Here is a 26,632-nt window from a genome sequence, read left to right on the forward strand (position 1 = left end):
AGCTTATCGAAGCCTCTGTGCCGCGGGGGTATCGCTGTTGATGGGGTTGCGACGCGCGGTTGCGATGCTTGCCTAAATGCGACCGCTGCTTCGACTGTGCGCAGCATGACGGTTCTTTTACTGCTTGGCGTTTCTTTACTAAACCCGGCCGCTGCCCAAACGCCGCCTGCGCTTCCACTGCCCCAGGGCCGCTTTCTGCAAACGACCGTGCGCGTGGGCGAGCCCCTTGACTACGAGCTGCGTTACGCCCACGCGCCCAGCCTGGAAGTGGTATTCCCGGATTCGCTGGCCCGCTTCGCCCCGTTCGAGTACGCGGGAAAAACCTTTTACCCCACCCGTACCCGGCGCGGTGTTAGCCTCGACCGGGCCGTGTACCACCTGCGCACCTTCCGGCTCGATTCGGTGCAGGTCCTGGCGCTGCCCGTGGCCGTCCTGCAAGGTCCCGATACCCTGAGCGTTGCCCCATCGCCTAGCCGCGTGCGGCTGCGGCGCACGGCCGCGCCCCTGCCGCCGGGCACCACGGCCCTGCCCGCCCTGCGCCAGCACCTGACCCTGGAAGCCGTGCCGCCGGCCTTCAACTACCCTTATTGGCTGGCCGGGGTGCTGGTGGGGCTGCTGCTGCTGGCGGGCGGGGCGGCCTTGTTCCGGCAGCGGCTGGTGCGGCGCTACCGGGCTTATAAGCAGCGCAAAAACCACGGCTATTTCCTGGCCCAGTTCGCGCGGCACGTCGAGCGGTTCGAGCTTTCGCGCTCGGCCACCAACGTGGAGCGGGCCGTGGTGCTCTGGAAAAACTACCTCGCCGGGCTCGAAAACAGCGCCCTCAACTCGTTCACGACCCGCGAAATCGTGGCCTACTTCGAAAACGACGCCGACGTGCGTCAGGCCCTGAGCACCACCGACCGCGTCATCTACGGCAACCTGCAAACCGAAGGGGCCGAAGAAGTCGACCGCGCCTTTCAGCGGTTGCGCGGCTTTGCCGAGCGTCGGTACGCCTCGGTGGTGGGGTAGCGGGAAGGGGGAATGGATATTGGAACAAGGGATAAGGTTGTCATGCAGAGCGCCGCGAAGCAGCTTTACCGCTCAACGCAATCAGAAAAAGGGTAGTGGTGGCGGGCAACATGCTTCGCGGCGCTCTGCATGACGTTCTTTTGTCATTCGCATTCATCTTCACTTGAACGACTTTTTCAACCTCCTGCGCTATACTACGCTGGCTGGCTACCAGTGGCAGCAGCCGCGCCTGCTGCTGCTGCTGCTGGCCGTGCCGCTGCTGTTTGGCCTGCGCTGGCTGCTGGCCCGGCAGCGGCCGCAGGTGGCGGTGGCCCTCGCGCCCGGCTCCGCCCCGCGCGACTGGACGGCCGCCCTGCGATTCGGGCCCGATGTGGTGCTGGCGCTCGCGCTGGGTTTCGGCCTCGTGGCCCTGGCCCGCCCGCAGCGTACCGACGAGCGGGTGGAGCAGTCGGGCCGGGGCATTGATATCGTGCTGGCGCTTGATATTTCGGGCTCGATGGAAATCCAGGATTTGCGCCCTACTCGGCTCGAAGCGGCCAAGCGCCTCGCCACGAATTTTGTGAACTCCCGCGTGGGCGACCGCCTCGGGCTGGTGGCTTTCGCCGGCGAAGCCTACTCGCTGGCTCCCCTCACCACCGACTACGACCTGCTACGCGAAGACCTCGCCAGCCTGCGCCCGGGGTTGATTGCGGAAGACGGCACGGCCATCGGCACGGCCCTGGGCGTGGCTGTGAACCGCCTGCGCGAGTCCACGGCTAAGTCGCGGGTGTGCATTCTGCTCTCCGACGGCGAAAGCAACGCCGGCAGCCTCGACCCGCTGCTGGCCGCCCAGTTGGCCCACGCCTTCAGCATTCGCCTCTACACCATTGGGCTGGGCAAGGATGGCTTCGTGCCCTACGGCCAGGACTCGTTGGGCCGCACCCGCTACGTGAGCACCCGCCTCGACGAAACCACCATGCGCCAGCTGGCCGCCGCCGCCGATGGCCGCTTCTTCCGGGCGACCGATACGGGCGCGCTGCGCGAAGTCTTCGCCCAAATCAACCGCCTCGAAAAATCCGAAATCAAGCAGTACCGCTACCGCAACATCACCGACCTTTACCGGCCCTACCTCTGGCTCAGCATTGGGCTGTGGCTGCTGTGGCTGCTGCTGAACAATACGTTTTTGAGCAACCCGCTGGAAGACTGAAAAACAGTGAACAGTTAGCAGTGAACAGTTATCAATTCCATTGATTCCTTGTTGCTGATACGCTTCTTCAAGAACTGCTGTCAACTGTTCACTGCTAACTGTTCACTGAAAATATGTCCATCGTCGATAATATCCACCGCATTAATGCCGAGCTGGCCGGCACGGCCGCCCGTCTGTGCGTAGTCACCAAAACTCACCCCGTCGAGCTATTACAGGAGGCGTACGATGCCGGGGCGCGCTGCTTCGGCGAAAACCGGCCGCAGGAAATGGCCGCTAAGCAGCCTCAGCTGCCCGCCGACGTGGAGTGGCACCTCATTGGCCAGCTCCAGACCAATAAGGTGAAGCTGCTGGCCCCCTTCGTGCACACCATTCAGAGTATCGACAGCCTGAAGCTGCTGCGCGAAATCAACAAGCACGCCGCCACCCACCGCCGCGTCATCAATGGCCTGCTGCAATTCCACATCGCCGCCGAAGAAACTAAATCGGGCCTCACGCTGGCTGAAGCCGAGGAAATCCTGAGTTCGCCCGAGTTTCCGGACCTCTCGCACGTGCGCCTCACCGGTGTGATGGGCGTGGCCACTTTCACCTCCGACCGCGAGCAGCTGCGCCGCGAGTTTCAGCGCCTGCACGGCTACTTCGACCACCTCAAAGCAGTCTATTTCGCCGAGTCGCCGGCCTTTGCCGATATTTCGATGGGTATGAGTGGCGACTATGCGCAGGCCGTGGCCGAGGGCAGCACGCTGGTGCGGGTGGGCAGCGCCATTTTTGGTAGTCGCGGGTAGCGGCGAGTATATTTCCGGCCAGCCGGAGGGAGGCCCGAGCGCGGCAGTGGAAATTCTCCTATCTTCCGTTCCCGTACGCTGCAATTCCCACCATGCCCGCTACCACCGCGTCTTCGTTGCCCCCACCCGCTATTGCAGCCAACCAGCACATATACGACGACTATTTTAGGGAGGAATTCACCCAGACGCTGGATGAAAACATCCTTCAGCTGCTCGACCGCGTGTGGTTTCGCTCCGAATTGGTGGGTTTTGAGGATTATCCGCAACGCAACAACCCCGACCGCCCGCTGATTTTCGCCAGCAACCACTCCGGCATGGCCTTCCCCTGGGATGCCATCGTGGCCCTCTCGCACCTGTGGCGGCACCTGCTCCGGAAGAACGGCGAAATCAGCGACCTGCCGCGTCCACTCTCGGCCCCGCTGCTCTCGCAAACGGCCCTGATGAACCCCTACTTGGTCAGAGAATTCTGGAAGAAATGCGGCTCCGTGGATGCCACGACGCTGAATTTTGAAACCATGATGTACTACCAGGACCACAACCTGATGCTGTACCCCGAGGGCGTGCCGGGCATCGGCAAAGGATTCAACCGCAAGTACGAAATTCAGCGTCTGGCTTCCAGCATGGTGCGCCTGGCCCTGCAGCACGGCACCGATATCATCCCGTTCTACACCATCAACGCTGAATACCTCAATCCCTACGCCTACAGTTTCGAACCAATCAACCGGCTCACCAAGAAAATCGGCATCCCGTTTCTGCCCCTCACGCTGCTGCTGCTGCTGGTAATTATTCAGCCCTGGGCTTTTTACCTGGCTTTTCCGGCCAAGCTCACCTTCGTAATGGGTACCCGCATCCGCCCGTCCGACCTCACCAACAAAACCGTTGATGAGCTGAGCCGCGAAGAATACCTGGCCCTAAGCGAGCAAATCCGCCAGCAGATGCAGGTTGAAATGAACGCCGCCGTACTTGCCCACGGCCAAAAGCCCTATCAGTGGGCCGAGCTCTGGCAGCGCATCAAGGAAAACCGCCGCTTCTTTCCGTTTTTCCTGCCCTTTGCCTGGCCCGCCATGTTCACCGAGTTCGAGCGCCTTTACGTGCACGAGGGCCGCCGCAGCTTCCGCATGCAGCTCGACAAACCCGGCGCGTGGTTGCGCATGCTCTGGCGCAACCCCATAACCCTGGCCTATTTTATTCCGTTGCTGGGCTGGATTCCGCTGGCCATGAAAGGCTACAAAGGCAACAAGCTGGGGCAGCAGCAGCAGGCCTACCGGAGTAGCTAATGCTCATAAAACGTCTGTCGTCCTGAACGCAGTGCAAGACCCTGGCACGCTTGCACCAGCTGATTACTGCCTGATGTTCAGTCGTGATGGGCCCCTACGCAAGCGCAGGATGACAAATGCACACTCGCTTCCCTCACCTTCCCGCTCTCCACCCCAAATCCCACCCGCATGCCTTCGTTTCAACACCTGCTGCTCAAGCAGCTTCTCGTCGCGGCGGCGGTGCCACTGGCCCGGCGCAAGCCCAGCGTGGGTGCTATTCGGCTGGCCATGGAGGCGGGCGCGCTTTTCCAGTTCATGCCCTGGAAAGTGAATCTGGAGAGTTTTAAGCTGGATAACCGCCTCGAAGCCGAATGGCTGCGGCCCCGCGCCGCGCACGCCACGCGGGTACTGCTCTACCTGCACGGCGGCGGCTACGTACTGGGCTCGCTGAACACGCACCGCAGTCTGGTGGGTAGCCTGGCCCAGCGCACGGGCCTCAACGTGCTCACCATCAACTACCGCAAGGCCCCCGACCATCCTTTCCCGGCCGCGCTCGATGATGCCCGGCGCGCCTACCGGTGGCTGCTGCGGCAGGGCCATCAGCCGCACGATATTGTGGTGGGCGGCGATTCGGCCGGCGGCGGCCTAGCCCTGGCCCTGCTGCTGGCTCTGCGCGATGCCGGCGAGCCCCTGCCCGCCGCCGGTATCGGCCTCTCGCCCTGGACCGACCTGAACCTGCCCACTGCCGCCCTGCGCCGCGTGGCCCGCGAAGAAGCCCTGTTGCTCGAAGCCCTGCAAATGCGCACCTGGGGGCCCCTCTACGCGCACAAAACGGCGCTTTCGCACCCGCTGCTTTCCCCCGCCCAGGCCGACCTGCACGGCCTGCCGCCGCTGCTCATCCAGATTTCGACGGCCGAAGTCCTCTACGACGACGTGTTGAAGTTTGCAGATAAGGCCCGGGCCGCCAAGGTATCCGTGGTGGTGCAGCCCTTCGAAGGACTGGTGCATTGGTGGCACCTGTTCTGGCGCGTGGTGCCCGAAGCCCGCCAGGCCCTCGACCAGGTAGCCGAATTTCTGGTCGATATCTGGGCGGCGCAGGTGGCATCACCCGTGCGGCTGCCGGTGGTGGCGGGCCGGACGGCCGCACGCCGCCGGGCCGCGTAGGCTGTAATAGAATGGGTTGCGTAGCCCTATGGTGACAGCTGAATATTCGCGCAGGTAAAAAAAATAAATTCTCTTTTTGATGATTTTCGGCCACTTTTGGAAAAATCCGCCGTACAGGGGCCAACTATGTTATCAAGCCTTCGTAGGTTTGCAGTGGATTTAGTCGGCTTGCATACTAATTTTTTGTATCAATCGCCTATTTATCAATTGATTCCTATTTTTTCCTTCACCAAAAAAACAGTTTTGTCACCATGGAAGATTTGTTCAAGAAGTTCGTGAATGCTGGCGTTGGCTACATTGCCCAGGGCAGCAAGTCGGTTCAAAGCACCATCGACAAGCTGGTGAAGGACAATAAGATGACCCAGGCCGAGGGCAAGAAGATTGTGGACGACCTGATGAAAAGCGGTGAAACCAAGCGTGCGGAGCTCGAAAAGCAGTTTCAGGGCATTGTGGAGCGCGCCAAAAGCACCGTAGGCCTCGGCGACGACAAGCCCAAAAGCAAAGGCAAAAGCACCGCCAAGAAGCCCGCCGCGAAAGCTCCGGGCGTGGTTAGCGCCGCTCGCAGCACCGCCAACCAGGCGGCCAGCCGCGCCGCCGGTGCCGTGAAAACCGTGGCCGACCGCGTGAGCGCCGCCGCCGGCACTGCTCAGAAATCGACTGCCGCCATGGCTGGCGCTGCCAAACCAGCTGCTAAATCGACTGCCAAGCCTGCCGCGAAACCTGCTGCTAAGCCAGCCGCTAAAGCTGCTGCCAAGCCCGCTGCCACGGCTGCGAAAGCCCCGGCAAAAGCAGCCGCCAAACCAGCCGCGAAGCCTGCTGCAAAAGCGGCCGCCAAGCCCGCCACTGCGGCTGCCACGCCAGCCTCGACCAGCGGCGGGAGCAACTCATAGTAATTTGCCTGATATTGGAAAAACCCCGTTTGCCGCGTGCAGACGGGGTTTTTTGTGTAACAGCGCCGCCGGTAAATGGCGGCGAAAGTGGCCTGAATCTGCGAAATCGGTTTAATCTGCGTAAATCTGTGGTCAATGTTTAAAAATACGATTTCCAACCTGGCCCGCATTCGGCAGGTGGCCGAGGTGCTGCTGCGCTACGGCTTCGAGGATGTGGTGACGACTACGCCACTGCGCCGCCTCATCAGCCAGGCGCGCCGCCTGAGCTGGCAGCGCGCCGACCGCCAGGTGTTCGAAACCACGCGCTGGGAGCGAGTGCGCCTGATTATCGAGGAGCTGGGCCCCACGTTTATCAAGCTGGCCCAGGCCATGAGCAACCGGGCCGACCTGCTGCCCGAGGCCCTGATTGACGAGTTTGAGAAGCTGCAGAGCAACGTGCCGCCCTTTGACACGGTGGTGGCCCGCCAGATTATTGAGGAGGAGCTGGGCCGACCGATTTCGGAGGTCTTCAGCGAGTTCGACGACGTGACGCTGGGCTCGGCCAGTATTGGGCAGGTGCACAAAGCGCGGCTACTCACGGGCGAGGAAGTGGTGGTGAAGGTGCAGCGTCCCGGCGTGCGCGAAAAAGTGCGCTCCGACCTGGCTTTGCTGCACGAGTTGGTGCGCCTCACGGCCGGTTTCCTGCAAAAGCAGGGCCTGGCCAACCCGCAGGACATCGTGGATGCCTTCGAGCGCAGCATGAGCAAGGAGCTCGACTATACCGCCGAGGCCCGCTCGATGGAGCAGTTCCGCAAGCTCTACGAGGACTACACCACGTTTTACGTGCCCAAGCCCTACCGCGAGCTGAGTACGGAACGCATACTGGTGATTGAGTTTGTGAGCGGCTGCAAGATTACCGACAAGCCGCAGCTGCAAGCCTGGGGCCTGAGCCCGGCCACGGTGGCCGAAAACGGTATGGATATATACCTGACGCAGATTTTTGAGTTCGGCGTCTTCCATGCCGACCCGCACCCCGGCAACGTGCTGGTGCGGCCCGACGGCACCATCGTGCTCATCGACTTTGGCATGGTGGGCCGCCTCACCAAGCAGCAGAAATATGCGTTCGCGGGCGTGTTCATCGGCATGGCCCGGCAGGATGCGCGCAGCATGGCGCTCAACTTCCGAAGGCTGGCCCTCACGGCCGAAATCCCGGATATGCGGGCCTTCGAGTCGGACCTCAGCCAGCTGATTGAGGATTTCGCCATGCTCGACGTGAAGGAGATGAGCATGAGCGACCTGGCCGACGCGCTGCAGGGCATCATCTACAACTACAAATTGCAGGTGCCGGGGGCCGTGTTTCTCATTCTGCGGGCGCTGGTTATTCTGGAAGGCATCGGCAAAGTGCTGCATCCGAATTTCAACACCTTCGAGTTTGTGGCACCCTACGGGGCTAAGATTATCAAGGAGCAATACTCACGCGCAAACCTGCTGACCGAGGCCGAATACACCGGCACCCAGCTTCTGGCCCTGCTGCAAACCCTGCCCGCCGACGTGCGCCAGATTGTGCGTAAAATCAGCAAGGGCGAATTGCGGCTGAAATTTGAGCTGGTGGGCTACACTACGCTGTTGCGCAAGGCCGACCAGCTGGTGAGCCGTACCATTCTGGCGCTGCTGGGCGTGGGTGGGCTGTTATTTTCGGGCCTGTCGCTGCTGGGCCGCTACTCGCCCGACATGCCCTACCACCGCGGTGTGCCCGAAATAACCTGGTGGAGCCTGGGCGCGACCGGCTTCCTGCTGCTGGTGCTATTGCTGCTGGGTACCCGGCGGCGCGAGAAATCATAATGCAAGGTTGCGCGCGGCGATAAGAGGTTTCGCAAGGTTGACGGGATAAAAACTTTGTGAAACCGTTTTTTGCCGCGCGGGACCTTGCGCTGAATTTGGACAAAACGCTTGGCATCCGCGCTACTTAAGCGCGACCTTTGCGCGCGCCGGGCTGTAATCTCGCCCGCCTGTTGGGATGTCTCGTTTGCTGCCCGGTCGCTTGGTTTTGACCTTTTTTTGGATTTTGCTGGGAGCAGTGCCACGCTACGCGGTAGCCCAAACGGCCTCGGCCGGCCCGCCGGTGCTCCGCGAGGCCAGCCTGCGCACCGACACGGCCACCTACCTGCTTAGCCGCAATACCGTGGTGCAGGCCGGTGGGTCGGCGCTCTATTTCTGGTATCGTCGCGACGATGAAACGGTTGAGTTGCGCTTGTATCCGGCCTCGGCGGCCCCGGCGCGCCCGCTGCGCCTGCGCCGTAGTACTGATTATCAGCTGCTCGATTCTCTCAGCAAGGAGGCTGATGGTAGCTTTCGGACGCGCCTCAAATTTCAGAATCTGACCAGTAGCCGCTTCCTGCGCCTAGTGGTGGAGCAGGCAGCCGACTCGGCCGGCACCGCTCCGCTGCGGCAGGTAGTGCCGCTGCTACCGCTGGCCCGCACCGCCGTAGACCTGCGCATACCTGATAACGAGCTGTTTGTGGGCGAGGAAAAGGTGCTGGAGCTCATCAGCTCGAACGCTCGCAACGTGCACGCCACCGGCGAGTGGGTGCGCGGGGCCGACTTCGACTACCGCCTCGTGGCCGATGCCAACGGCGTGCTACGCCTGCACATATTGCCCAACCAGCTGGGTACCCGCACGTTGGCCCTGAAGCTGCAAACCGAGCGCCCCACGCTGGGGCCGGGCGGCCACCTCAGCTACCAGTTGCCGGTGCTGCGGCAGGAGTTCAACGTGAAGGCCAGCCGCCTGCGCTTCCTTTCGCCCGACAAGCGCAGCGTGACCCTGGACGAGGCCAGCCGCCGCAAGGGCGTGGAGCTGATTCTCGACAACGGCCGCAGCTTCGAGCTGCGCCGCACCTACCGCATCGAAGACCAGGAGGAACCCGGCGGCGAGCTGATTGCCGACCTGTTCATCCGCCAGTTTCTGAGCAACGACCGGGTGCTGTGCCTGCTGCGCCCTTACAACACCCACCGCCAGACCGAAGGCTACCTCTACATCAAGGAGTCCGACGTGGCCCGCTACCTCACCAACCTCGATATCACGCCCCAGGCCGTGATTCGGAACGTGCAGGTGCTGCACCGCGGCGGCGACTGGACGCCCGGCTTGAGCGTGAGCCCCGGCGAAACCGTGGACGTGCGCCTCGAAGGCGAAGGCCTGCTGAAAGCGCGCGTCACGTTTGAGGATTTGCCGGTGATTCCGTCCGACTCGTCGGTGCGCACCGATGCACGGCTGGTGTATCGGGTGCGCGTGCCGGTGAGCTACGACAAGCGCAAAAGCACGATTTTTAACGCCGGCCAGCCGACCGGCTACGCGCTGGGCGTAAAGGAATTTCAGCGCCCGCACCCGCTCGATTTTGTGTCGGTAGTGTACGGCGACGGGGCCCGGCCCATCACGCGCCTCAACGGACCGGTGCTCTACGACGGCACCATCCGCGACGTGGTATTTCAGTTCAACCCCAACGCCATTGACGGGAATGAGCAGCTCTTCGGCAAGCAGTATCTGAGTTTCGAAATTCGGACCCTCAACAGCAAGGGCGATTTGGTGGAGCAGCGCTCGGTCGACAACGTCGTGATTTGCCCCGGCGACCAGTCGGCTCGCGCCGCCTTCTATCAGGACAAGCAGTGCCGCACCGACCCGCTGAGCCTGAATTCGCTGCTGGGCCGCAAAACCTACGACCTCGACGAGTGGAGTCGCATTATCGTAACGGTGAAGCACCAGAGCAGCCAGTACGCCGACCCCGGCTACACCCAAACCGTGGAACTGGTGCTCAAGCGCCGCTACAAGTTCGATATCGACGTGAGCTTTCCGGCCGGCCTGCTCACGCGCAAGCAGGGCGACTCGGGTTTCGGCGACCTGGGGGGCATTTCGCTGGCCACGCTGGCGCAGTTTAGCTTCTACAGCCCCACCAAAATCAACCGCCTGCGGCCCTACAAAATTGGCGCGGGATTCGTGGCGCTCAACGCCTTCAACCTGGGCAGCAGCAGCACTAACCGCGATTTGGGCCTGGTGATTCTGGGCTCGGTATACCCCACGCGGCGCGAGGCCAAGTTCACGTTTCCGCTGTATCTGGGGGGCGGATTTCTGCTGGGCACCCAGCGGTGGTTTTACATGCTGGGGCCGGGCATTGGGGTGCGATTATAACAAGAGGAATTAGTGCGTATAATCTTTCAGTTCTAAGGCCCCGGCTAAGGAAATTTTACGGGCGATTTCCCTAGCCTCCTCTAAATCCAAAACCTCCAGTATTAGCAAAGCATCTCTGGAGTCGGACACAGACAGCATAATGAGATACCGTTGATGCCGGCTGGTCTGGTAAACGCCAGAGTCACTGATTTCTTCCTGAACAACTTCTGAAAATCGTTTTAGAAATAAATGATTAGCGGACGGAAGTCGCGTCCAGCCACCAAGCGGAATAAGGCCAAAGAAAGAAGTGAATTCGCCTTTGCATCCGTTTGCGAAGTCTAGAACAATATAGCTGTAAGTCGTAGCTACTGCCACCGCTAATAGCAGGAGTGGAATGCCAAATGCAGGCTCACTATTAATGAACGTATACAGTGAAAAAGCGGCAATACACGCTCCCAGAATGTATTTCCGGGAGCGTGGCAGCGGTATTTTTAGCATATTACTGCAGCTGCATATCCGCAATTATGGCCTTGATTTTCTCGTGGCCCAGGCGATTGGCCAAGTCGTAATCCACCACTGATTTCAGCGGCTGCTTCACGCTGAAATAGAACTTGATTTTGGGCTCGGTGCCGCTGGGGCGGGCTGAAATTTTGCTGCCATCTTCGGTCAGGAACTGGAGCACGTTGGAGCTTTCTACGCCGGTTTCGGAAGTGAGGCCGGTGCGCAGGTCGTGGATTTTGCCGGTTTTGTAATCGCGGATTTCCACCACTTTCAAGCCCGCGATGTGCTGGGGTGGGTTGGCGCGCAGGGCGGCCATCATCTCCTGAATTTCCTCGGCTCCGCGTTGTCCTTTTTTGGTAAGCGAAATCAAATCCTCCACGTACAGGCCGTACTGGGCGTACATCTCCACCATTTCCTGGTAGAGGGTGCGGCCCCGGTCTTTGGCCACGGCGGCCATTTCGGCCACCAGCGCGCAGGCCGATACGGCATCCTTGTCGCGCACGAAATCGCCGATGAGGAAACCGTAGCTTTCCTCGCCGCCACCGATGTAGGTTTCCTGCCCTTCGAGCTCGCGGATGAGGCCGGCGATGTATTTAAAGCCGGTTAGCGTACGGTAGCTCTTTACCTGGTAGTGGTGGGCAATATCGCCGAGGATTTCGCTGGTCACGATGGTGTACACGATAAAATCCTGGGGCGTGCTCTGGCCAGCGCGGTGCCGGGCCGAGAGTAAGTAGTTGGTGAGCATGGCGGCCGTCTGGTTGCCGTTAAGCAGCACCCATTCGCCCTCGTTGTTTTGCACGCCCACGCCCACGCGGTCGGCATCGGGGTCGGTGGCCAGCACGATGTCGGCGTTGGTGGCCTGGGCTTGGTCGAGGGCCAGCTGCATGGCGCTTTTCTCCTCGGGGTTGGGCGACTGCACGGTGGGGAAGTTGCCGTCGGGCGTGGCCTGGGCCTGCACCACGTTCACATTGCTGAAGCCGAACTCGCGCAGCAGCCCCGGCACCAGCGTGATGCCCGAGCCGTGGATGGGCGTGTACACAATATTCAAATCGTGCTGGCGCTGGATGGCGGCCGGGTCGATGCTGAGCTTCTTCGCCTCGGCGAAATATTTCGCGTCCATATCAGCCCCGATACGAATGATTTTCGACGCGTCGGCCTCAAACTTTACCTCGCTCGGGCTGGTGATTTTATTGACTTCGATAATGATGTTGGCATCGTGCGGGGCCACTACCTGCGAGCCGTCGTTCCAGTACACCTTGTAGCCGTTGTACTCCTTGGGGTTGTGCGAGGCGGTAATCACGCAGCCGCTCTGGCAGCCCAGCTCGCGGATGGCAAACGACAGCTCGGGCGTGGGCCGCAGCCCGTCGAACAGGTACACGGTGATGCCATTAGCCGAGAAAATGCCGGCTGCAATCTGGGCAAACTCGGGGCTGTTGTTGCGCGAGTCGTGGGCAATGGCCACCTTGATTTCCTGGCCGTGAAAGCTTTGCAGCAGGTAGTTGCACAGGCCCTGGGTGGCCATGCCCAGCGTGTAGCGGTTCATGCGGTTGCTGCCCGGCCCCATGATGCCGCGCAGGCCGCCGGTGCCAAACTCCAGGCTGCGGTAGAAGGCATCGGTGAGGGCATCGTCCTGGCCGCTGGCCTGCATCTCGCGGATGGCCTGCTGGGTCTGGGCGTCGTAAGCCGGCGTGAGCCAGGTAGCAATGGTGTGCTGAATTTCGGGCGTGAGGGACATATTCAAGAGCGTAAAAAAGGTGCGGGGTCAAGAGCGAAACGGCCGCAAAGGAAAGAGGTTGGGTGGAAAGTTTGAGTTGGTTGAAGCGTAATGGCAATGAGCATCAAAGAACGTCAGGCTGAGGGGAGTCGAGGAATCTCGCTTACCACCACTAATCATGTCCGTTATCACTAATAATCAGTATTGCACGCGAGATGCCTCGGCTACGCTCGGCATGACGTTGCATCATCAAATCAACGGGCCAGCCAGCGGCGCAGATTCAGCGCGTACAGCTGCTGCTTCACCAGCGTCAGGTGCCGTACCAGGCGCTCGTTCGAAATGAACACCCGGTTTGGCTTCACGAAGCACAGCCCTTCGGCCTGTCCAATTCGCAGCGCCCCGGGCAGCCGCAGCCGACGGGCGCGGCCGGCTAAGTAATTCGTGCCGACAAAATCGGTGAGCAGCCACAGGAACACGCGGCCGGTTTTGGTGTAGCCCAGCAGCGCGGCGGTGCGCCCGTCGGGGCTCAGCGAGGCGGCCGTGACGAGGCCCTGCGCATCGAGCGTTTCGTGCGGGCGGGCCACGTAGCGGCCGGGCTGCGTGGGCAGCGTATAGTGGCGCGTGAGCCCGTCGGCCCAGCGCTTGGTGAACAGGTGCAGTGAGTCGTAGGCTACGAAAAAGGCCTCGCAGTCAAAGTTATGGCGGTAGGTGCCGGGCTCGAAATTCGTCTGCTCGGGGTAGGTAAAGGCAATTTCCTCGGCGACGGCCGTGGTGTCGGCGGGGCCGGGGCGGGGCAGGCGCAGCACGCGCAAATCGCGTCGGCGGCCGGCGTTGTTGCCGAAGTCGCCGAGGTAGAAATAGCGGCTGTCGGCGGCCAGCTCTTCCCAATCGGTATTCGGGAAATTACTGATGCGCACGCGCTGCACTACGCGCCCGCTGGCCGAGTCGAGCCGGAAAAGGATGGGTGGGTTGTCGCCGTCGTTCAGCGTCCAGAGCGCGCCGTTGGTGTAGAGCAGGGCCGAAGTTTCGGGTACGGCCGCGTCGAGCCGGGCCTGGCGCTTGGGGTGGGCGCGGGCGGGCTGAGCGGGCTCGATGCGCTGGGCGAGGGTGGTGGGCGCGGCGGCGAGCAGCAAGAGCAGCAAGAGCAACCGATTTGGTGGGAGGGTTTGGGGCATAGGGTAGATTAGGTAATAGGCCGAAAACAGCACGTCATGCTGAGCGCAGTCGAAGCATCTCTCCCGCAATACTAAAATTGATTAGTTGCGTGGTAGAGATGCTTCGACTGCGCTCAGCATGACGTGCTAATGGGCTCGCGGATTCTAAAAATCCGGGCAGCTCAATCACTTCCTACAGATTCCCGCGTAGCGCCTGCTCGCGCTCGATGCTCTCGAACAGCGCTTTGAAATTGCCTTTGCCGAAGCTCTTGGCCCCTTTGCGCTGGATGATTTCGTAGAATACCGTGGGGCGGTCCTCCACCGGCTTGGTGAAAATCTGGAGCAGGTAGCCTTCCTCATCGCGGTCGACGAGCAGGTTCAGGGCTTTGAGCGACTCCAGGTCCTCGTCAATCGCGCCGATGCGCTCCAGCAGGTCGTCGTAGTACGCGCCGGGCACGCTCAGGAACTCCACGCCGCGGCGGCGCAGCTCGGTGACGGTCTGCCGGATGTCGCTGGTGGCGATGGCAATGTGCTGCACGCCGGGCGAGTGGTAGTAGTCGAGGTATTCTTCAATCTGCGACTTTTTCTTGCCTTCGGCGGGCTCGTTGATGGGGAATTTCACGTAGCCGTTGCCGTTCGAAACCACCTTGCTCATCAGAGCCGAGTATTCGGTTGAAATATCCTCGTCGTCGAAGGTAAGGAGCAGTTTGAAGCCCATTACGTCCTCGTAAAACTTCACCCACTGGTTCATTTCGCCCCAGCCTACGTTGCCCACGCAGTGGTCGACGTGCAGCAGGCCCACCGGCGCACCCTGGGGCACGGCGCTGCTTTTGGCCACGTAGCCGGGCATAAACGGCCCGCTGTAGTTGGTGCGCTCCACGAAAGTGTGGATGCTCTCACCGTAAGTGTAGATGCCGGCCAGCGTTACCGAGCCGTGCTCGTCTTCAATAGTGTAGGGCTCGAAAGCCGATTTGGCCCCGCGCTTCGTGGTTTCTTCCCACGACTGGCGGGCGTCGTCCACCCACAGGGCCATCACCTTCACGCCGTCGCCGTGCTGCGAAACGTGGCGGGTGATGTCGGAATCGGGCAGGAGGGAAGTGGTGAGCACCAGCCGGATTTTGCCCTGCTGGAGCACGTAGCTGGCACGGTCGCGCAGGCCGGTTTCGGGGCCGGCATAGGCCACCAGCTCGTAGCCAAACGCGGCCTGATAGTAGTAGGCCGACTGTTTGGCGTTGCCCACGTAGAATTCGACGTGGTCGGTGCCTTTGAGGGGGAGGAAGTCCTGGGCGGGCTGGGCCAGCACTGCGGGCGAGGTCATGGTTTGCATGGGCGGGGAGGAAGGGGGATGAGGGGGTGGGAATTGTGCGGGTAAAAATACGGGTGCGGGCCGGTTTCGGCGGCTATTCGGCCGCCCGCCCGCGCCGCCGACTATCTAAACGGCGGGTATTTGGCAAATCATTCCCATTTTTGTGCCCAATCAACCGCCCCAGCGCCCCATGAATACCGAAGAACTGAACCTCGCCCTCGTGGCCCTGATTGAAAAAAAGGCCGAGCTGCACACCCTCAAGTACGACGATGCCCGCTACGATGAGGTAGAAGAAGCCCTGCACGACCTCGAAGACGACTTCAACGACGAGTACGGCGACTTCCTCGAAACCGCGCTCGACAAGGTGCACACCGACCTTAAATCGGATACCGATGTGCTGCTGCCCACCGCCTACCTGCCCAGTACGCCCGGCTCGACGCCCTCGCCCAAAGAAGGCGTGTGGGTTGATTCGGAGAAATACCCCGGTAAGGAGGCGCGTATTACGCTGATTCCAAGCCCCGTGCGCATCATGCTCACGGTAGGCAAGCAGGTGCAGCAGGAGCTGTGGAAAGCATAAGTTAATAATGGTTAACGGGTAGTGATTAATGGGTAATAACCGCCGTTTCCGAAGGAATGTATCAATCACTAACCGTTAACCATTAAACGAAGTGCTTTACCGCATTGCTGAACCCAACGACTGGCAGCACGCCCGGCAAACCGGCTTTTTTGCCAGCGCCGACCTCGCTGCCGAGGGCTTCATCCACGCCTCCGAGGCGCACCAGGTTCTCGAAACGGCCCGCCGGTACTATGCCGGGCGGGTCGATTTGGTTTTGCTGGAATGGGATGAAGCCGCCCTCGCTACCGCCGGGGTGCGGGTAGCGCGGGAGTGGGTAGAGAATCGACAGCAGCATTTTGCCCACGTTTTTGGGCCGGTACCCTTGGCGGCCGTGCGCCGCAGCTGGCCGTTTGGGGCTGATGCCGTGGGAGATTTTGCGATGCCCGCCGGAATTTCTGCGCCCGCATGATAAATTTAGGCGGGCATGCAACGCCAACCCGTCGGGCTGCATCATCCCCCCAGAAGCATTTTTTCCATTCGGCATTATGGCTCCTTTCTACGTGCGTTCGCTGCCGCTCCTGGCACTCGTCGGCCTGGCTACGGCTTGCGCCCCCACCTACCAGCTGGGACTGAAACCAGCTCAGGCGACTAATTTATTCGTGGAGGGCCGCGAGCAGGCGCAGGCCACTGCTGATAGCGTGGAAGTACGCCTGAGCTTTGTGTGCTACGAGGCGACCCGCGTGGTGTTCGAGGCCGAATACCGTAATCCCACCCGCCACGCACTGGTCGTCGACCCCACCGCTTTTCGATACGAAGCCAGCCGCCGGCCCACGCCCACCTACGACTTCAAAGGCCGCCCCAGGCCGCTGCCGGGTACCGAAGTAACGGCCGCCGTGGCCGCCGCCAGCCAGTCGGTGCTGCTGCCTCCGCTGCCTCCAAATCCCGTGGCGGCCTTCGACCCGGAGCCCGAAATCACGATGCTGCGCGCCACCGCCGACCGGGAAGCCGCCAAAGCCGCTCGCATCGACTGGCTAGGCGTGGCGCTGAGTACCGCGAGCCTGGTTTCCGGCGTGGTCAGCATCAACCAGCGCGAAACCGTAAGCCAGCATCAGAACCGCGCTGCCATCCAGGACGCGGCATTTGCCTATAACGTGGCCTCTACTGCTACCAAAGTCGGGCATGCCATCTCTGCCGACCAACTGCAAATGCGCGCTGCCCACCTCCAGCAATACGCCCTGCGCAAAGTCACGCTCGAACCCGGCCAGCAGGTGCGCGGCTACCTCTACTTCCCCCGCTACGACGCGGCCGATGCGCTGGTGGTAAAGGCACCCGTGGGCAGCCGCGTGGTGCCGCTGGAATTCGCGCAGGTGCGGCGGCGGCAGTAGTTAGGGGTGAAGCAGCAGGCGCTTTGGCTGCAGCAGTGATGTTTTTTCTGCAACTGGTTTATAGGATTACTCTCGACGCATGAAAAATCCGGTTCCTAAAATTACCCTGGTGTTTCTGCTGCTTCTGCCGCTACTGGGCCGTGCGCAGGAAATCCGGATTAGCGGACGGGTGGTGGATGCGCAAACTAAAGAGCCCATTCCGTTCGCGTCCATCGGGCTGCGCGAAGCGGGAACGTTAACGAACGAAAGCGGCTATTTCCGAATGGTAGAATCGATTGGCTATAAGCAGGATTCCCTGATTTTTAGGACGCTTGGTTATGGCCGTCGGGCGCTGCTGGTTGAGCAAGGCAAGGCCGAAAATATCAGCGTCGAGTTAAGTCGCCAGCAACTACCCGGATTTACTAGCTGCCCGGTTGTGCCTTCCACGGCCGACCAAAACGCACCGTTTATTGCGGGGTTGCCCGGAACCCAATTTGCCTTCTTCATTGGGAATGATAAGCGGAAGCAAAACCGCAAAATGCGGTCCGTATCGTTTTACATCGGCGAGAATGGCTTGCCGATGGAAACGTTTCGCATCCGTATTTATACTGCTGATGGCAAAACTCACCTGCCCGCCGCTGATTTGCTCAATGAGACGGTTCTGCTCACGGCTTCCAAAGGCGGCCAGTGGTACACCAGCGACTTAAGCCGCTACAATATTGCGGTTCCCCAGGAAGGCTATTTTGTTGCGCTGGATTTTCGACAGTCAGCCGAGCAAATAGCCCAGCCAGAATCGGATAAGTACGTGCCTTCCGGCCAGATTATGCGTCCCGCGTTTGATTTCAAAGACAGCAGCATGTGGGTCTATTCCCCGGAAAAGGGATGGTCCCTGTTCCCACAATCCAGCAGCTCGCGCCGGTACAACGCTATGGTTAAGGTGGAAGTCGAAGCCGTGGAGTAAACAATACGCACGTAACCGAATGCAAACAGGCCGCCGCGATATACTCGCGGCGGCCTGTTTGTTTCAAGCTAGCTAAGGAGTCGCTTACCCCAACTCCGCCAACTCCAGCCACCGTTCTTCCTTCTCGCCCAGCTCTTTTTCAATGGCCTGTAAGCGCGCGCCCCAGGCCGCGAAGTCCTGCGGCGAGCCGTTGCCGCCGTTCAGCTTGGCGGTGATATCCTCCTTTTCGGTTTCCAAAGTCGCCATGGCTTTTTCGAGCTGCTCGTACTCCTTTTTCTCGGCGAAGGTGGCGCGGCGCTTCTGGGGAGAAGGCGCTACAGCGGTGCTCACGGCCATGGGCGCGGCCAGCTTGGCGGCGGCTCGGGCGGCTTTGGCGGCCTTTTCCTCTTCAAGTAGGGCGGCTTCGGTTTCGCGCTCTTCGAGGTACTCGCGGTAGTCGGTGTAGTTGCCGGGGAAGTTGAGGATGGCCCCGCCGGGCTCGAGCACGAAGAGGTGCTCGGCGAGGTGGTCGAGGAAGTACCGGTCGTGGCTGACGATGAGCAGGCAGCCGGAGAAATGCATAAGGAAGTCTTCCAGGATATTGAGCGTGCCCAGGTCGAGGTCGTTGGTAGGCTCGTCGAGAATGAGGAAGTTGGGGTTCTTGATGAGCACGCGCAGCAGCTGCAGGCGGCGCTTTTCGCCGCCGCTCAGCTTGCTCACCAGCGTGTACTGCTGGGCGGGCGGGAACAGGAACAGGTTGAGAAACTGGCTGGCGGTGAGCACGTCGCCGTTGGCGAGCTCCACCACTTCGGCTACTTCCTTCACGATGTCGATGACGCGCTGGGTGGGGTCGAATTCCAGCTCGGTCTGGGTGTAGTAGCCAAACACAGTGTTGGTGCCCACCTCGATGGTGCCGGAATCGGCCTGGAGCTTGCCGGTGAGCATGTTCATGAGCGTGGATTTGCCCACGCCGTTGGGGCCGACCAGGCCAATCCGGTCCTTTTTCTTGAAGACGTAGTTGAAATCGTCGAGCACGGTGAGGTCGCCGAATTTCTTGGTAAGGTGGTGGGCTTCGATGATTTTGCCGCCCTGGCGGGTGGTTTTCACGCTCAACTCAATCTGCTGGGTGTTGAGGTTGGTGCTGGCCTTTTCCTTGGTCACGTAGAAGGCATCGATGCGGGCTTTTTGCTTGGTGCCGCGGGCCTGGGGCATGCGGCGCATCCAGTCCAGCTCCTTTTTGAAGAGCTGGCGGGCCTTCTCCACTTCCACGGTTTCGCGCATTTCGCGGTCGGCCTTTTTCTCCACGAAATAGGCGTAGTTGCCCTGGTAGCGGTACATCTGGCCCTTGTCGAGCTCCACGATTTCATTGGCCACGCTGTCCAAAAAGTACCGGTCGTGGGTCACCATCAGCAGGGTGAGGGTGGGGGAGGAGAGGCGGTTTTCGAGCCACTCGATGGTGGCCAGGTCGAGGTGGTTGGTGGGCTCATCGAGCAGCAGCACGTCGGGCTCTTCGATGAGGACGCGGGCCAGGGCCACGCGCTTGCGCTGCCCGCCCGAGAGCATGCTCACGTTGCGCTGCAGCAGGTCGCCGAGGATGCCGAGGCGGCCCAGAATCTGCTGCACCTGGGCCTCGTAGTCCCAGGCGTTGAGGGCGTCCATGCGTTCGAGCACGCGCTGGAGGTCGTCGGGCTTGTGGTCGGCGTCGTTGATGACGTGCTCATACTCCTGGATGGCCTTGAGCGTGTCGTTCTGGCTGGCGAAGATGGTTTCCTCCACGCTCAGGCTTTCGTCGAACACGGGCTGCTGGCCCAGGTAGGTGACGCGGATGCCCTTGCGCACGCTCACCGAGCCGGTATCGGGGTTTTCGAGGCCGGCCAGCACGCGCATGAGCGTGGTTTTGCCGGTGCCGTTGATGCCCACAAAGGCCACGCGCTGCCCTTGTTGCAGGCCGAAGTTGAGGTTTTGAAACAGCCAGCGGTCGGCGTAATTCTTCGAGATGTTCTCGGCGGATAACAGATTCATAGGCCGCAAAGGTACGGCCCGGGCGGGCGGGGCTTTTGCCCTCACCATTAATTTCGGCTTTTGCGAATTAGTGTGTAGCGTAAGCGCCCGCGTTGTCGCTTGTAAGTAGCCGTGTCATCATGCACAGCGTAAAGCCGGACGGTATCACCGTTCGTCGCAAAGGCTAACTCATATTGCGTTTTTTGGTAGATATCTAAAAACACAGTATCGAGTTCGTGGAATGGCCCTTCAAAATCAGTATTCACTTGATATGTTTTGTGCCCTGGCAAACCCTGCACATTTCCATCTGCCGTGAAATGCACGGAAGAAACATGACCGGCAGAATCTGTCATTGAATGTGTGCCAGTAAAATTCAGACCGTTGACAAAACGAGATAATGGGACTTGAAGTGGCGGGCTTTGAAGTGCCGCGCCCGCGCCGGAGGAGTCGCTCAACCGCCGAAATGCGGTAGTTGTAACACGTCCCGTTCTTTTGTTTCGTTGGTCGAGATACAATAGCGTATCTGCGTTGTGAATTTGGTGTCGAAGGTTTATTTCAAGCAGGCCATCCCCAACTTCCTCGGCATTAGATGTAGTGGGCCATGAATTAGCTGCCGTGCTCTCCCGGAGGTGAACATAGCGCAAAGGAAGTCCTTCATGATTGGCAGCGCCTATTGCGACAGCCATACTGTCGTCTTTGAAAGACAGTGGGTCAATCAGTATTTCCGTAATGCCGCTAATGTCCCAATGCCCGTGGGCTTGCCGGGGTGAATGGGTTTTCTGCAAATAAGCGGCGTACGTGGTGTTTAGCCATGCGCCACCCAAAAGTGGCCGCATCCGCTGGGCAATAGCGTCGGCTGCGGAAGTGACTGGTGTAGCCGCCGGGCGAAGCGAAGTCACTGAATCAATAGCAGTAAGTGACTTGGTAACACTTTGCGTTTTGTCAGTCGCTTTGTCGTGGCAGCCAGTCAGCAGAAATAAGCTTAAAAGCGAGATTTGAGCCTGTTTAGGAAGGAAATGCATGATGCAAAGTAAGCATTCCTGATTCTTTGAATCTGTCGCCCCATCAGCGGCTGCCGACACGGCCCGTCGCGGCGGGGGCGGGGGGGGCTAACGAGGGGGCACTGGGCAGTATCACCAGCCGCAGCAGGTACGGCCGGGGCGGGCGGGGTTGGGTGGGTTTATGCAAGTACACCGCTGACGGAGTCTTGGTGTATCACAGCTTGCGCGTACCTTCCACTGTATTGGTATGACTTCGTTTGAATGGATGTGAAGGCACTATATTATTGTCTGGCTTTTTTTGGAGTGATGTTCATAGGAACATTTATCGTGTCGGCAATCATATATGGCATTCGACGACTATTATATCCAGAATTGGGCATACGAGTCATGTTCGAATCCTTCAGCCTTGCTCTCATTCTAGCCGTTACATGCGTTTTCCCAGCTTTAGGGATAACAATTGTAAAGTTGATTATCCATACTATCAGGTAAATAAAACTATGCGTTTCTATGGGAGCCAAACACGTTTGTTTCATTTGCCAAAAAGCCTTTAACGCGCCTTTCGGCACTAAAGGGCCAACAAAGTGCCCGGAATGTGGTCACTCATTGGAAATATTATCACAACGCTTTCGGCCACCAAAGAAAAGGGAAAAAGAAAAGTGGGATATGGTCAAATTCCTTGTCGACCACGGCTTCTATTTCAACCATATCTATGCAACTCCTGCTGGAGGAGATTTTATTAAGTACCCAGAGAATATGCAGGAGGCTAAAGAATTTGTGGTAAAGTATCATGCCCAAGCTGTTAAAAGCCGTTAAGCAATTGAAGTCTCGTCTTGATTCTTAAGCCCCACCAGCGGCTGCCGACACGGCCCGTCGCGGCGGGGGCGCAGGGGCGGATGCGGAGAATAATCCATACATTCGCCGCAATACCTGCGGAGAATAGCCATGTACATCTACCGGCGCCCCGAGTGGCCCCACTTCACCTGGCAGCCGGCGCGGCTGGAGCCGCTGCTGGGGGCCGTGCGGCACCAGCAAGGGCGCGTGCTGGGTCAGATGGAGGCGCGGGGCTTTGCGGTGCAGGCTGAGGCAACGCTTCAAACCCTCACGATGGACGTGCTAAAATCGAGCGAAATCGAAGGTGAACACCTGCCGGCTGACCAGGTGCGCTCCTCGCTGGCCCGGCGGCTGGGGCTGGATGTGGCCGGACTGGTGCCAGCCGAGCGGCGCGTGGAAGGCGTGGTGGAAATGCTGCTCGACGCCACCCAGGAGTTCCGGCAGGCGCTGACGGCGGAGCGGCTGTTTGGCTGGCAGGCGGCGCTGTTTCCGGCGGGGCGCAGCGGCTTGCAGCGCATTGCGGTAGGAGCGTGGCGCACGGGCGGCAAAGGGCCGATGCAGGTAGTGTCAGGTGCAATGGGGCGGGAAAAAGTCCATTTTGAGGCGCCCGAAGCCGATGCAGTCGCGGCCGAGATGCAGCAGTTTCTGGTCTGGTTCAATGGGGCAGCCGAAGTGGACGCCGTGCTCAAAGCGGCGGTGGCGCACTTGTGGTTCGTCACCATTCATCCGTTCGAGGACGGGAATGGGCGGCTGGCGCGGGCCATCACCGACTTGCAGCTGGCGCGGGCCGACGGCACGGCGCAGCGCTTTTATAGCATGTCGGCCCAAATCCGGGTGGAGCGTGCCGACTATTACGCGCAGCTGGAGGCAACGCAAAAAGGCGGGCTGGATATCACGGCGTGGCTGGAATGGTTTTTAGGCTGCCTGGGCCGGGCGCTGGCGGCCACCGAGCAAACCCTCGCGAAGGTGCTGGACAAAGCCCGGTTCTGGGAGCAGAACGCGCCGAAACTATTTAATGCCCGGCAGCAAAAGCTCCTCAACCTGCTACTCGATGGTTTCGAGGGCAAGCTCACCTCATCTAAATGGGCGACGATTGCCAAATGCTCGCAGGATACGGCCGGGCGCGACATTCAGGGACTGGTGACGCAGCAGGTGCTGGTGCAGGAAGCAGCCGGAGGGCGCAGTACCAGCTACCGGCTGGCGTAATGCTGCAGGATGTTCTCGGCGGATAACAGATTCATAGGCCGCAAAGGTACGGCCGGGGCGGGCGGGGTGCTATTCGCAAGCCGTAATGGCGATAATCGCAGTTAGCTTCTGACGCGGACTATTTCTTCCACAAGCTTGGGATACATGGTCTGTAATTCAGCGCCGCCTTTGGGCTCGCGGTTCATTACCCTTTCCATCGAATCATAATGAACGACTTCGGGAAATTGCTCGGATACGGCATCCCTTATTTCTGAATCATCCTCATTATCGTGGTTGACAGAATAAGCTTCATCGGCTACGTAAAGCAAACCTTCGCCCCAAGTGTCACCTACATTGAAACTGTATTTACCATTAACCAGTGCATTTATGTCTTGGCTTATTTCGGTAAAGAATTCCTGTCCCTTCAGTAATAGCCAGCAGCGGAAGTAGATAAAACCGTCATCCGACAAGCTGTCGTCAAAAATGATGGTTTCATTTACTTTCTTAAAATCACATTCCAGGATGATTGATAATTCTGCTATTTCAGCGGTGTGGAGTTGATTCAAATAAATCTGAAGTTGCTTTTCAAATTGAATCAGCTTCTGCTTGCCGCTTTTGGAAAGTAATTCCGCTAAATTCTCAATGTGCTCTTCCGTATCATATTCTGACCAGTCAGCATGACGCTTTTTGTTTGATTTCTCGATGATGCGCCAGAAGAATTGCTGACCAACTTCGTCAGGTGATGAAGCTTGTTTTTCTGGGATTACTTCGTTTTCGGCAAGTTTGACATAGCCCTTTTTGATTTTCTGCTTGATTTGCTTTTCGGTGTCAGCTAAGCAAGCTTCAGCATTTATAAACTGCTTTTCAGACCGGCGGCCTTGCGTGCCTACTGCACCAAATGAGATAATTTGATTGGTGCCATCGGCTTCGGCTGTCCAAAACTTGTTTGAGGTAGCGTCCTGAAAAAATAGCTTCTGTTGCATCTGTGTGGCTAAGGAATCTGAATGCCAAACATAATCTAAAAGAAACTTGAGCCCCTCCCGCGGCCCCCGCCCCTGCCCGTCGCAGCGGGGGCGAATAATTTGAAAACAACTGCTCTCCAATGCAGGGCCCGCAATGGCACCACTGAACGAACAGACTGCGCAGCTGGAACTGCCGGGAGTGTTGAGGAACTAGCCAAGTGCGGTGTAGACGTAGCAGGAAACGGATGTCCGATTTGTTGTTGTCAGAATTATTCATTTAAAAATCGGTATATTTATACAGCATATCGACTGTGAGTCGGTAGTGGGAATACTGCAGACGGCTTCGAGAGGGAGGCCTGTCTGAACGAGGACGGACTGCCGGTGTGCGCGGCCAAGCACGGAACACCGATTTTTTGCCGGGCTCTTGGTGACGGTGATGGTTGCTTACCCGAGTGCTTCTGCTTATCGCAATGACTACGTTCTGCGCGCTTTTCCTGTGTTGGTTCGTTTCCACCTTCGGGCCTGCGGCCCCGCCGATGGGCCGGACAGACAGCCTCCGACTGGCGTTGGAGACGGCCCCGGCCGATACGGCCCGGGTGCTGCTGCTAACCCAGCTGGCCTTCGAGCTCACGCAAACCGACCCGCTGGCCACCATCAATTACGGCAAGCAAGCCCTAAAGCTCGCCCAGCAGCTGCAGTTTCGGCGGGGCGAGGGGTGGGCGCTGGTGCGGCTGGGCTCCGGGTTCCGGGAGGCCGGTAATTACCCGGCGGCGCTGCAAATCTCGCTTCAGGGGCTGCGGCTGGCCGAGGCCTTGCGCGACCCGGCACTGCTGGGCCGGGCCCTCAACGCGCTGGGCTTCTTCTACTGGGAGCAGGGCAACAGCCGCCCGGCCCTGGCTTATTTTTTCAGGGCTAAAACCGTGGCCGAAAAAAGCCACAACGTCAAGCTCCTGACGCGGGTAATGGGCAACATCGGCAATGTGTACGAGCAGCTTCACCAGCTGGACTCGGCCCTCATCTACCTCAAGCAAGGCTTTGTGCTGGATGCGCGCGAGCACGACCTGACCAGTGAAGTGGGCGATGCCGCCATGTTGGGCAACGTATATGAAGCGTTGGGCAACCCGCAGGTGGCGCAGGTTTACTACCGCTACAGCATCCGGCGGGCCCGAAGTGGGCGCATCACCTTTGCCCTGTGCCGGGCGTATCTGGGCGAAGCCCGGCTGTTTGCGCGCCTGGGCGGAGCTCGCGCCGACTCGGCCCTGTACTTTGCCAAACAGGCATTGGCGGCCGGGCAGCAGGGCCGTTACCCAAAAGGCATTCTGGAGGCCAGCCAGTTTTTGGCCGCGGCCTATGCGGCCCGGCGCGACAATGCCGCGGCCTTCCGGTACCTGACCCTGGCCAGCACCACCCGGGAAAATCTTTTCAGCCTGGCCAAGATGGCCCAGGTGCAGGCGTTGGAGCTTAGCGAGCGGCTGCGCGAAGACGAGCTGGCCGACCAGCAGCGGCTTGCCGCCGCCAAACGCCGCCAGCTGGCCCTGGTTGCGGCCCTGCTGGCGGCCGTGCCCCTGCTGCTGCTGCTGTGGCGCAACAACCGCCTGAAGCAGCAGGCCAACCAGCAGCTCTATACCTGGAGCAGGAACCTGGCGGCCCATCGCGACGCCTTGCGCAAGGCCCTGGCCGACCTCAAAACGGCCCAGGACCAATTGATGCGGCGCGAGAAATTGGCTTTTTTGGGCGAGCTCACCGCCGGTATTGCTCACGAGCTGCAAAATCCCCTGAATTTTGTCGCCAATTTCGCGGGCGTTAGCGCGGAGCTGACCGCGGAGCTGCACGCCGAAATAAGCCGCCCGGTGCTGGACCGCCAGGCATTGGAGGCGCTGGCCACGGATGTGCAGCTCAACCAGGAAAAAATTCGGCAGCACGGCCAGCGGGCATCAGCTATTGTGAAGACCATGCTGGAGCACTCGCGTAATGGCCCCGCGCCGCGGCTCCCCACCGACCTCAATGCCCTGGTGGAGGAGGCGTTGACGCTGGCTTACCAGAACCTCTGTGGTTCCGACCACGCGTTTCATGCGTTCCTGCACACCCGCCTCGACCCGAAGCTTGGGCTGGTGCCGGTGGTGGCGCAGGACCTGAGCCGCGTGCTGCTGAACGTGTGCGCCAATGCCTTGTATGCCGTGCGCCAACGGGCGTTGGCTGCCACTGCCGCTGGTGGGCCGGCCAGCTACGAGCCCACGGTGGTGGTGAGCACCCGCCGTGCGGCCTCGGGCCACGCGGTGGAAATCCGGGTGCGCGACAACGGGACGGGCATTCCTAAAAAGCTGCAGGCCAAAATATTCCAGCCGTTTTTTACCACAAAGCCGCCGGGCGAAGGTACCGGGCTGGGCTTATCGCTGAGCTATGGCATTGTGACCCAAACGCATGGCGGCACCCTAACCGTTGCTTCGAAAGAAGGCCAGTTTACGGAGCTCACGATTAGCCTGCCCAGTGAGGCTACCGGGGCTGAGCTAACCGATTTACAAAGCATCCAGCAGGAGAAAGCAGTTGCAGCTGAAGACGTTGGCTAAGTAGTCGTGCAGCAGTAAACGTAGCAAAAGAGGCGGTCATGCTGAGCTTGTCGAAGCATCTCTACCACGTAACTAATAAAATTATCAGAATTTAGTGTTGCAGTATAGATGCTTCAGCTCCGCGGA

At 59.9% G+C, this 26,632-nt stretch carries 22 protein-coding genes; 15 read left to right on the plus strand and 7 right to left on the minus strand.

Annotated elements, in window-relative coordinates; translation table 11 throughout:
• The first annotated feature begins 105 nt into the window (after nt 1–105).
• The 8 genes from ABIB44_RS14095 to ABIB44_RS14130 all read left to right on the plus strand — a co-directional run bounded on the left by ABIB44_RS14095 (nt 106) and on the right by ABIB44_RS14130 (nt 10,445).
• Nucleotides 106–1,008: a hypothetical protein gene (locus ABIB44_RS14095; protein WP_354585288.1), complete on the plus strand. Its 903-nt coding sequence runs from the start codon at nt 106–108 to the stop codon at nt 1,006–1,008.
• Nucleotides 1,009–1,171: 163 nt separating this feature from the next.
• The gene (locus ABIB44_RS14100; protein WP_354585289.1) at nt 1,172–2,194 is read left to right on the plus strand and encodes a VWA domain-containing protein; all 1,023 of its coding nucleotides are present in this window, start codon (nt 1,172–1,174) and stop codon (nt 2,192–2,194) included.
• Nucleotides 2,195–2,307: 113 nt separating this feature from the next.
• The gene (locus ABIB44_RS14105; protein ID WP_354585290.1) at nt 2,308–2,976 is read left to right on the plus strand and encodes a YggS family pyridoxal phosphate-dependent enzyme; all 669 of its coding nucleotides are present in this window, start codon (nt 2,308–2,310) and stop codon (nt 2,974–2,976) included.
• A 92-nt stretch (nt 2,977–3,068) separates the two neighbouring features.
• The gene (locus tag ABIB44_RS14110) at nt 3,069–4,253 is read left to right on the plus strand and encodes a lysophospholipid acyltransferase family protein (protein WP_354585291.1); all 1,185 of its coding nucleotides are present in this window, start codon (nt 3,069–3,071) and stop codon (nt 4,251–4,253) included.
• A 168-nt stretch (nt 4,254–4,421) separates the two neighbouring features.
• Nucleotides 4,422–5,396, plus strand: coding sequence for an alpha/beta hydrolase (locus ABIB44_RS14115; protein ID WP_354585292.1), 975 nt, complete (start codon nt 4,422–4,424; stop codon nt 5,394–5,396).
• A 251-nt stretch (nt 5,397–5,647) separates the two neighbouring features.
• The gene (locus ABIB44_RS14120; RefSeq protein ID WP_354585293.1) at nt 5,648–6,286 is read left to right on the plus strand and encodes a phasin family protein; all 639 of its coding nucleotides are present in this window, start codon (nt 5,648–5,650) and stop codon (nt 6,284–6,286) included.
• A gap of 135 nt (nt 6,287–6,421) precedes the next feature.
• Complete coding sequence (locus ABIB44_RS14125; RefSeq protein ID WP_354585294.1) at nt 6,422–8,107, plus strand: ABC1 kinase family protein; 1,686 nt, start codon at nt 6,422–6,424, stop codon at nt 8,105–8,107.
• Nucleotides 8,108–8,306: 199 nt separating this feature from the next.
• Complete coding sequence (locus ABIB44_RS14130) at nt 8,307–10,445, plus strand: hypothetical protein (protein WP_354585295.1); 2,139 nt, start codon at nt 8,307–8,309, stop codon at nt 10,443–10,445.
• A gap of 9 nt (nt 10,446–10,454) precedes the next feature.
• Here ABIB44_RS14130 and ABIB44_RS14135 read toward each other — a convergent pair whose 3' ends face one another.
• The 4 genes from ABIB44_RS14135 to hppD form a co-directional block, all read right to left on the minus strand.
• A complete protein-coding gene (locus ABIB44_RS14135) occupies nt 10,455–10,922 on the minus strand; it encodes a hypothetical protein (RefSeq protein WP_354585296.1) in 468 nt (155 codons plus the stop codon).
• Nucleotide 10,923: 1 nt separating this feature from the next.
• Nucleotides 10,924–12,660 (minus strand): phospho-sugar mutase, encoded by a 1,737-nt coding sequence (locus ABIB44_RS14140; protein ID WP_354585297.1) that lies wholly within the window; start codon nt 12,658–12,660, stop codon nt 10,924–10,926.
• Between the two features lie 233 nt (nt 12,661–12,893).
• The gene (locus ABIB44_RS14145; RefSeq protein ID WP_354585298.1) at nt 12,894–13,814 is read right to left on the minus strand and encodes a hypothetical protein; all 921 of its coding nucleotides are present in this window, start codon (nt 13,812–13,814) and stop codon (nt 12,894–12,896) included.
• Between the two features lie 172 nt (nt 13,815–13,986).
• On the minus strand, nt 13,987–15,120 hold the full coding sequence (gene hppD, locus ABIB44_RS14150; RefSeq protein WP_354585299.1) for a 4-hydroxyphenylpyruvate dioxygenase: 1,134 nt from the start codon (nt 15,118–15,120) through the stop codon (nt 13,987–13,989).
• 169 nt (nt 15,121–15,289) lie between these two features.
• Between hppD and ABIB44_RS14155 the strand changes: the two genes are divergently transcribed.
• The 4 genes from ABIB44_RS14155 to ABIB44_RS14170 all read left to right on the plus strand — a co-directional run bounded on the left by ABIB44_RS14155 (nt 15,290) and on the right by ABIB44_RS14170 (nt 17,980).
• Entirely contained in the window at nt 15,290–15,676 is a 387-nt protein-coding gene (locus tag ABIB44_RS14155; protein WP_345053104.1) for a hypothetical protein, read from the plus strand.
• A gap of 91 nt (nt 15,677–15,767) precedes the next feature.
• Nucleotides 15,768–16,124, plus strand: coding sequence for a DUF952 domain-containing protein (locus tag ABIB44_RS14160; RefSeq protein WP_354585300.1), 357 nt, complete (start codon nt 15,768–15,770; stop codon nt 16,122–16,124).
• Nucleotides 16,125–16,200: 76 nt separating this feature from the next.
• Nucleotides 16,201–17,040 carry a hypothetical protein gene (locus tag ABIB44_RS14165; protein ID WP_354585301.1) on the plus strand — a complete coding sequence of 280 codons (840 nt, stop codon included), beginning with the start codon at nt 16,201–16,203 and terminating at the stop codon, nt 17,038–17,040.
• 79 nt (nt 17,041–17,119) lie between these two features.
• Complete coding sequence (locus tag ABIB44_RS14170; RefSeq protein WP_354585302.1) at nt 17,120–17,980, plus strand: carboxypeptidase-like regulatory domain-containing protein; 861 nt, start codon at nt 17,120–17,122, stop codon at nt 17,978–17,980.
• Nucleotides 17,981–18,064: 84 nt separating this feature from the next.
• Here ABIB44_RS14170 and ABIB44_RS14175 read toward each other — a convergent pair whose 3' ends face one another.
• Both ABIB44_RS14175 and ABIB44_RS14180 read right to left on the minus strand, forming a co-directional pair.
• Nucleotides 18,065–19,981: an ABC-F family ATP-binding cassette domain-containing protein gene (locus ABIB44_RS14175; RefSeq protein WP_354585303.1), complete on the minus strand. Its 1,917-nt coding sequence runs from the start codon at nt 19,979–19,981 to the stop codon at nt 18,065–18,067.
• A gap of 47 nt (nt 19,982–20,028) precedes the next feature.
• A complete protein-coding gene (locus tag ABIB44_RS14180) occupies nt 20,029–20,982 on the minus strand; it encodes a hypothetical protein (RefSeq protein WP_354585304.1) in 954 nt (317 codons plus the stop codon).
• A 486-nt stretch (nt 20,983–21,468) separates the two neighbouring features.
• Here ABIB44_RS14180 and ABIB44_RS14185 point away from each other — a divergent pair, with 486 nt between their 5' ends.
• Both ABIB44_RS14185 and ABIB44_RS14190 read left to right on the plus strand, forming a co-directional pair.
• Nucleotides 21,469–21,774: a hypothetical protein gene (locus ABIB44_RS14185; RefSeq protein WP_354585305.1), complete on the plus strand. Its 306-nt coding sequence runs from the start codon at nt 21,469–21,471 to the stop codon at nt 21,772–21,774.
• A 129-nt stretch (nt 21,775–21,903) separates the two neighbouring features.
• Nucleotides 21,904–22,998, plus strand: coding sequence for a Fic family protein (locus tag ABIB44_RS14190; protein WP_354585306.1), 1,095 nt, complete (start codon nt 21,904–21,906; stop codon nt 22,996–22,998).
• A 101-nt stretch (nt 22,999–23,099) separates the two neighbouring features.
• Here ABIB44_RS14190 and ABIB44_RS14195 read toward each other — a convergent pair whose 3' ends face one another.
• Nucleotides 23,100–23,960, minus strand: coding sequence for a DUF4240 domain-containing protein (locus tag ABIB44_RS14195; RefSeq protein ID WP_354585307.1), 861 nt, complete (start codon nt 23,958–23,960; stop codon nt 23,100–23,102).
• A gap of 449 nt (nt 23,961–24,409) precedes the next feature.
• Here ABIB44_RS14195 and ABIB44_RS14200 point away from each other — a divergent pair, with 449 nt between their 5' ends.
• Nucleotides 24,410–26,506 (plus strand): tetratricopeptide repeat-containing sensor histidine kinase, encoded by a 2,097-nt coding sequence (locus tag ABIB44_RS14200; protein WP_354585308.1) that lies wholly within the window; start codon nt 24,410–24,412, stop codon nt 26,504–26,506.
• Nucleotides 26,507–26,632: the final 126 nt, after the last annotated feature.

The sequence above is a fragment of the Hymenobacter sp. UYCo722 genome (assembly GCF_040547115.1).
Lineage (GTDB): Bacteria > Bacteroidota > Bacteroidia > Cytophagales > Hymenobacteraceae > Hymenobacter.

Coding starts and splice junctions, on each gene's coding strand:
- ABIB44_RS14095 (WP_354585288.1), top strand. CDS start 106: ATGACGGTTCTTTTACTGCTTGGCGTTTCTTTACTAAACCCGGCCGCT.
- ABIB44_RS14105 (WP_354585290.1), top strand. CDS start 2,308: ATGTCCATCGTCGATAATATCCACCGCATTAATGCCGAGCTGGCCGGC.
- ABIB44_RS14110 (WP_354585291.1), top strand. CDS start 3,069: ATGCCCGCTACCACCGCGTCTTCGTTGCCCCCACCCGCTATTGCAGCC.
- ABIB44_RS14115 (WP_354585292.1), top strand. CDS start 4,422: ATGCCTTCGTTTCAACACCTGCTGCTCAAGCAGCTTCTCGTCGCGGCG.
- ABIB44_RS14120 (WP_354585293.1), top strand. CDS start 5,648: ATGGAAGATTTGTTCAAGAAGTTCGTGAATGCTGGCGTTGGCTACATT.
- ABIB44_RS14125 (WP_354585294.1), top strand. CDS start 6,422: ATGTTTAAAAATACGATTTCCAACCTGGCCCGCATTCGGCAGGTGGCC.
- ABIB44_RS14135 (WP_354585296.1), bottom strand. CDS start 10,922: ATGCTAAAAATACCGCTGCCACGCTCCCGGAAATACATTCTGGGAGCG.
- ABIB44_RS14140 (WP_354585297.1), bottom strand. CDS start 12,660: ATGTCCCTCACGCCCGAAATTCAGCACACCATTGCTACCTGGCTCACG.
- ABIB44_RS14145 (WP_354585298.1), bottom strand. CDS start 13,814: ATGCCCCAAACCCTCCCACCAAATCGGTTGCTCTTGCTGCTCTTGCTG.
- hppD (WP_354585299.1), bottom strand. CDS start 15,120: ATGCAAACCATGACCTCGCCCGCAGTGCTGGCCCAGCCCGCCCAGGAC.
- ABIB44_RS14155 (WP_345053104.1), top strand. CDS start 15,290: ATGAATACCGAAGAACTGAACCTCGCCCTCGTGGCCCTGATTGAAAAA.
- ABIB44_RS14165 (WP_354585301.1), top strand. CDS start 16,201: ATGGCTCCTTTCTACGTGCGTTCGCTGCCGCTCCTGGCACTCGTCGGC.
- ABIB44_RS14170 (WP_354585302.1), top strand. CDS start 17,120: ATGAAAAATCCGGTTCCTAAAATTACCCTGGTGTTTCTGCTGCTTCTG.
- ABIB44_RS14175 (WP_354585303.1), bottom strand. CDS start 19,981: ATGAATCTGTTATCCGCCGAGAACATCTCGAAGAATTACGCCGACCGC.
- ABIB44_RS14180 (WP_354585304.1), bottom strand. CDS start 20,982: ATGCATTTCCTTCCTAAACAGGCTCAAATCTCGCTTTTAAGCTTATTT.
- ABIB44_RS14185 (WP_354585305.1), top strand. CDS start 21,469: ATGGGAGCCAAACACGTTTGTTTCATTTGCCAAAAAGCCTTTAACGCG.
- ABIB44_RS14190 (WP_354585306.1), top strand. CDS start 21,904: ATGTACATCTACCGGCGCCCCGAGTGGCCCCACTTCACCTGGCAGCCG.
- ABIB44_RS14195 (WP_354585307.1), bottom strand. CDS start 23,960: ATGCAACAGAAGCTATTTTTTCAGGACGCTACCTCAAACAAGTTTTGG.
- ABIB44_RS14200 (WP_354585308.1), top strand. CDS start 24,410: ATGACTACGTTCTGCGCGCTTTTCCTGTGTTGGTTCGTTTCCACCTTC.